This is a genomic window from Mesorhizobium sp. M7A.F.Ca.US.005.03.2.1, assembly GCF_003997795.1.
GTDB lineage: Bacteria > Pseudomonadota > Alphaproteobacteria > Rhizobiales > Rhizobiaceae > Mesorhizobium > Mesorhizobium ciceri.
In genome coordinates, this window is record NZ_RZRP01000349.1 from 1 (window position 1) to 6,260 (window position 6,260).

Annotated in this window: 5 protein-coding genes; 1 reads left to right on the top strand and 4 read right to left on the bottom strand. The window is 60.4% G+C overall.

The window, feature by feature from the left end; genetic code table 11:
• From EN991_RS19540 to lptF, 4 genes are all read right to left on the bottom strand, one after another.
• Positions 1–416 (bottom strand): SurA N-terminal domain-containing protein (locus EN991_RS19540; protein ID WP_206519219.1); only part of this gene is annotated, 416 nt, incomplete at its 3' end.
• Between the two features lie 90 nt (positions 417–506).
• Positions 507–2,927: an LPS-assembly protein LptD gene (locus tag EN991_RS19545; protein ID WP_064993142.1), complete on the bottom strand. Its 2,421-nt coding sequence runs from the start codon at positions 2,925–2,927 to the stop codon at positions 507–509.
• The gene (gene lptG / locus EN991_RS19550) at positions 2,927–4,012 is read right to left on the bottom strand and encodes an LPS export ABC transporter permease LptG (protein ID WP_174299091.1); all 1,086 of its coding nucleotides are present in this window, start codon (positions 4,010–4,012) and stop codon (positions 2,927–2,929) included. Before lptG ends, EN991_RS19545 begins: the two co-directional genes overlap by 1 nt.
• Positions 4,009–5,211 carry an LPS export ABC transporter permease LptF gene (gene lptF / locus EN991_RS19555; RefSeq protein ID WP_013532506.1) on the bottom strand — a complete coding sequence of 401 codons (1,203 nt, stop codon included), beginning with the start codon at positions 5,209–5,211 and terminating at the stop codon, positions 4,009–4,011. Before lptF ends, lptG begins: the two co-directional genes overlap by 4 nt.
• A gap of 351 nt (positions 5,212–5,562) precedes the next feature.
• Between lptF and EN991_RS19560 the strand changes: the two genes are divergently transcribed.
• The coding region (locus tag EN991_RS19560; RefSeq protein ID WP_245461013.1) for a leucyl aminopeptidase family protein at positions 5,563–6,260 on the top strand (698 nt) is incomplete at its 3' end.

Genomic DNA, 6,260 nt, shown 5'->3' on the forward strand with positions numbered 1-6,260 from the left:
CTCAAGGCCTGGTTCCAGGCCATCTGGGCGCGGATGAATTCCTTGAAGTGGCTCTTAGTGACGCCCGACTTCTCCATGACGCCGTCGAGCTGGCTGAGCTGCATCTTGTTGCTCGAGGCAAAGCGCTGGTACGCGGCATCGACCTGGGCGTCGCTGATGCGGATACCAAGCCGCTTGGCCTCGGCCATACGCAACGTCTGGTCGATCATTTCCTGGCCGGCATCGCCCTTCTTGCGCTGCAGCTTCAGGAAGGCGGCGCGATGGGCGATGTCGCCGGTGGTGACAGGAATGTCGTTGACGACGTATTTGATCTCGCTGGCGAAAGCCGGCGGCGCCATTACGGTGATCGACACGGACGTCGCCGCCACGAGCAACGCGAAACCTGCTGAAAAGAGGTATTTCCTCATCGTTGGCATCCCAATTCTATCCCGGTCCCGCCCAATTTGATCTTTCCAGGTGCGCGAAATCCGTGCCAGCCCTATGCGGCGAAACGATGTCGCCGATTGTTACTGGATCGTGTCGACGGCACTGGTCGACGAGCCGAAATCGCCGAGGGTGCGGAACGACAGATTGAAGCCGATGGTCTGCGACACCTCCCTGGTGTTCAGATCGCGCGACTGCGAGTAGGTCATCAAATAAGTGAAGCAGGAATCGTTGTAGGCGAAGCCGACGCCGTCCTTGACCAGCAGGCTCTGCTGCAGGTCGTAGGTTCCTGTGCCGAAGACGCGCCAGTTTTCGGCCAGATGCGTGGATGCACCAAGCGTGACCTCGTGGCGGTCGGTGGTGAAGCCGTACAGCGGCTGGGCCTGGATGAAGGCGTATTTGGCGCTCAGCGACACAGGCAGGCCGGAATAGGCGGCCTTCACCTCGGCGCGGCGGATCTCGAAGCTCTGTTCGTCGAAACGGCCGCTGACCGAGGCCGCGAAGCCGTTGGGGCTGTTGATGCCGAACAGGCCGACATAGTCGGACTTGGTCGTGTCGAGGCCGGAGTTTGCGCCGACATTCACCAAATCCGGCGCGGCGAACGAGTTCTCGCCGCCAATCTGATAGGATTGGCCGAAAATGGCATTGGTGCCCCAGCCATTGTTGTAGGAGCCGGAATAGCGGAAGCCGACATTGGCGCGCGAACCGCCTTCGACGCGGTCGTAGCCGGAGAACTTGTCGCGTTCGAACAAGGTGGTCGCATCGAAGACCATGCTTTGGGCGTCTTCGTTGGGTACTGAGAGGCCGCCGACATATTGCTCGTTCGGACGCATGAAGACCTGTGCCATCGGTTCGATGACATGGCTGGACCCGCTGGCCATGGAAAACAGCACCGGCCAACGCATCTCGAGGCCTGCGGTTGCCATGTAACGGGCAAATGACGAGCGCATATCGGCCTGCTCGTTCAAATTTGCTGCCATATTGTTAATGGCAGTGAGCGAAGCCGATGACGCATTGAGGTAGTCGACGTCGCCCTGCAGTGCGAGCAATGGCGTCAGCACCAGCCCGCCATCGGTGACGAAGCTCCGCTTCCACTCGGCCTCGGCGGTGAGACGGCCCGATTCGCCTTCGATACCAGGGACACGCTGTATGGGGGTGGAGAAAGTGTCATCGAGTTCGTCGCGGCGGATGACACGCGCGTTGACGTTGAGCGATAGCTGGCCGCCGGCCACCGACGCATCAGGAATATAGGCGTAGTCGAGCGACGGCAGCACCCAGGGCTGTTGTCCGCTTCGCGCAGAGGCGTTGTCGTCAGGTGTATCTTCCTGCACATCGAAATGCATGGCGCGCACGTCGAAATAGTTGCGGCCGTTGAGACCCGTCAAGTAGACCGACGACTGGTGGACGCTGCTATTGTACTTTTCGATGCCGTAGGTGTTCGAGAAATTCTTGTCGGTCTGCAGCAGCACGTCCCAGCCGAAGTTCCAGCGTGAGTTGATGGCGAACTGCCCCTGGGTACCCATCATGCCGCGGAATTTGTTGGGATCGCCGGCGCTGCCCGAATTGACGTTGTGGCCAGAGCTGGAGGGGAAGGCAGTGGTGTCGAGGAAAGCGTCGGGATTCTGCTGGTGTATCCCGGCGATCTTCAAGCTGTACTCGCCATTGTTGAAGCGCTGACGCCACTCGGCCTCACCGAGGAAACCCTGCTTGGTATAGCCGGTGCCGGTGACGGTCAGGTCGTAGGTCGGCGCCAATGCAAGATAATAGGGGACTTTCACGCCGACGCCGAGATCGCTCTTGTAGATGATGCTCGGGATCAGGAAGCCGCTCTTGCGCTTCACCGTCGGGTCGGCAATTTCGAATGCAGGCAGATAGGCAAGCGGAAAACCGAAGAACTCGAAATTCGCATTCTCGAAGCGAACCGTCTTCTTCTCGCCGTTCCAGATGATCTTCTTGGCCTTGACGCGCCAGGTCGGCGCTTTGTCCGGCTTATCCTCGCACGGCTCGCAGGCGGTGTAGACGCCATTGTGGAAGGTGGTCAGCACGCCGCCCATGCGTTCGGCGCTTTCGGCGGCGAAATAGGCCTTGTCGATGGTTTCGACCCGCAACGCGTTGACGAAGCCGTCGGCGAAGTCATCGGTGATGTCGATATGCTGCGAATTGATCTTGGTACCGTCGCTGTTGATGACTTCGACGTTACCGCTTGCGACCATTCGCTTGGTGTTGCGGTTGTACTCGACCCGCTGGGCGACAAGGCGATTGCCACCATAGTCGATCTGCACGCCGCCAACGGCGGTCACGGTCTGGTTGTCGTTGTTATAGACCAGCGTGTCGGCCGCCAGCAGCATTTGCGAGCCGGACGGAACCGATGTCGCCATGTCGCCGACGTCCTGCGCAAGCGCCGGTGCCGGAACGGCGTAGGCAAGCACGCACGCCAAGGCGGTCGCCGCATAGAGGCGCGCCAAACCGGCCTGCCTGTTGCTGGGCAAAAACGCCTCCCTCACTAGCCGTCTTCCTTGTATAGCAGGAAAGTCACCCCGAAGAACATAGCCACCATGACCGGTACCCAGGCGGCTACGACAGTCGGCACGAATCCCGCCACGCCGAATGCCTTCACCAGAACCGAAACGACATAAAGCAGAAAGCCAGCGATGATGCCACCCAGAATCATCGTCGCCGACTGCCCCATCCTAGCAAATCGCATTGAAACCGTTGCCGCGATCAGCGTCATGGCGACGAGAAGGAACGGCAACGCCACGAGCGAATCAAACTGCATGGCAAAGGCATTTGCCTTGAGGCCGAAGGAGCGGGCAACCTCGATCTTTCCGGGCAGGTCGTAGAAGGGGATGGTTTCCGGGCGCGCCAGCCGCTCTTGCACGAATTCGGGCTTCAGATTGGTCGGTACGCGATCGGTTGCCGATGCCTGGATCGTGCCGTTCTGGAACGTCTTGACGTCCTGCAATTCCCAATAGCCGTCGCGCAGGAAGGCACGGGCAGCATCCTTGCGCTCGACGATGTTGCCTTGCGGGTCGAGAATGAAGAATACGACATCGGCCATTTCCAGGCCCTGGTTCAGGATGGCCCGCGCACCGATGATGGTGTCCCCCGAACTGGTTTTCTGCCGGATCCAGGGCGCGGCATCGGCCGAGACCGTATTCGATTTGCCGGAACGCAGCTGGGTTTCGATCTGCTCGGACCAGGAGAATGCGTGCGCGGCGAGCGGATTGATGACGCCAACCGACAGGACGCCGAACAGCAAGGCTCCGATACAGCAGGGCAAGAGGAACTGCCAGGCGGAAACACCGGCGGAACGCGCGATGACCAGCTCGTAGCGCCGGTTCAGCGACACCAGCGTCGCCATCGCCGAGAAGAGACCGACGAACGGCACCGTCTGCAGCATGATCATCGGCATACGGAGGCCTGAAATGGCTACCGCCGTGCCGTAGGTGAAGCCGGGCAGGCCGGTGGTGCGGCCGGACAGCTCGGTGAAATCGATCAGGAACACCAGCGCTAGGAGGCCGATGAAGAACCAGATGGTGATCGTCACGTAGCGGAAGAAGAAATAGCGGCCCAGTGTCCAGCCCATCAGCCGACCCCTTGCCCTGATGTGCCGCGCCTGGACAAACGCAATTTGAAAGCATTCCAGCTGTCAGCGATGCGCGAGGCGAAGTTTGTCATCCAGTCCGCCCAGGTCACGGGCAGTTCCAGTGTCCGGTTCGAGACGATGAACCAGATCGCCACCGCGGAAGCCACGATCGGCACACCATAGACCATATAGGCATATTGCGGGATCTCATCCGCCTTGCTGGCGGCGAAAAAGCCCAGCCAACGCACGAACAGCGATATCGTGATCGCCGTGATCAGCGGATTGACGCGCGCCTCGCGGTGCGAGCGCGCATCCCCGGCGACCGCAAGCGCGATCAGCGCGAAAACCATGGAATAGGTCCATTCCGAGAACCGCTGGTTGACTTCGGCCCGGTATTCGTAGGGGCTCTGCTGATAATACTTGTCGTTGGCGCTCGGGTTGAGCAGGTACTGCGTCGTCTGGTCCTTGGGCAGGAGCGTCACCGCTGAAGCCGCCGCCATGAAGGCCGACATGTCGAAGGCATAGGAGGTGAAGCGGATGACGGAGAGATCGCCGGTCAGCGTTTTGCGATGGATGACGCCGTCATTCATCATCAGCACCTTTTCACCGCCGCGTTCGATGATGCTGCCGGTCTTGGCGTAGTAGACGAGGTTGACGCCTTCTTCGCGCGAATCGGCGACGAAAATGCCGCCCAGCCGATTGTTGGGAAGGCGCTCGCCGACCTGCAGGAACAACCCGTCGTCGATCTTGCGGAAGGTGCCTTCCTGGATGATCAGCGACAACAGATCCGCGCGTGACGACGCCACCAGGGCCCGGTTCTTCTGCCGTGCGTAAGGATCGATGCCGTTGTCGACGGCAAAGGAAAAAACGGCTGCGGCGAGCGCCAGCAACATGATCGGCCGCACGATCGTCCAGCGCGAGGCCCCCGCGGCGTTGACGACGGCAAGTTCGGAATCCGAATTCATGACGCTGAGTGTCTGTGCGACCGCCACCACAAGCGCAAAAGGCACCACGATCGGGATGATGGACGGAAGGATGAGGGCGGCGACTTCGAAGAAGGTCAGCGCCGATTGGCCGCTGTCGGTGACCAGATCGATCTTTGCCAGCACCTGCGTCGTCCATACGATCGCCAGCGTCCACACAAGAGCGGCCATGAAGACCACGAAAGCGCGGCGCATGATGTAGCGTTCAACGACCTTCATGAAGGCTTTTCTCGATTTTTTCGAACGGCATCATGCCGCCGAACAAGGTAGCTGTCCGGCAGCGCCTGCACAACTGGCTCATCAGATGGTCTATCCGGGTTCTGTCCCACATCACGCCCCCCGGCTGGGCGGAGTGTCGGCGGGAATGGATAAGAAAGGGCGAACATCGATGGTTAACAACAAGTTGCGGCAAAAAGCGGGGCCGTGCCGCGACGAATCGTCATCGATTCCATAGGTCATATGGGATGCCAATTCGGCAAAGTCTTGCCAAATGCCGGAAAACGACCAAATGTCGCGCATCGTTTCGAACCGCTTCCCCAAAAGTCGCGCATTCCCTGAAAGCAGGACATGATGAATCAAAGACCATCGATCGCCTTCGCCAAATTTTCCGGGTCCCAGAGCGCGGTGAACAAGAAGGGCACGGTCTTCGTGCTCGCGGCGGATGAGGGCGGCCTGAGCGACGTCGCCAAGGCCAGTGATCCCGGCAAGACACTGGAGCGGGCTTTTCCCGTGGCTGAGTTCACCGGCAAGTTCGCCAGCACGGTGGAAGTTCTGGCCCCGCAGGGAGCGTCGCTCGACAGACTGGTGGCGATAGGCACCGGCAAGGTGTCGGGACTGGACGAATATGCGTGGTTGAAGCTTGGCGGCACCGTTTCCGCGTCGCTGCGCAAGGCGACCGAGGTAGCGGTGATCCTCGATGTGGTCGGCGCCTCGCCGAGCGCGAAGGACGCGGCAAGCCTTGCCGCGGGCATTCTCCTGCGCAGCTATTCCTTCGACAAGTACAAGACCAGGAAGGACAAGGACGACGGCAAGGCAGAGCCGAAGAAGCCGGTCAAGGTGACCATCCACACCGCCGATCCGGCCGCTGCGAAGAAGGCCTTCGCCGATGCCGAGGCGGTGATCGACGGCGTCCTTCTGGCGCGCGACCTCGTCAACGAACCGGCAAACGTGCTTGGGCCGGTCGAGTTCGCTGCCCGCGCCAAGGAACTCGAGGGGTTAGGCGTCAAGGTAGAGATATTGGCTGAGAAGGAAATGAAGAAGCTCGGCAT

Coding starts and splice junctions, on each gene's coding strand:
- lptF (WP_013532506.1), bottom strand. CDS start 5,211: ATGAAGGTCGTTGAACGCTACATCATGCGCCGCGCTTTCGTGGTCTTC.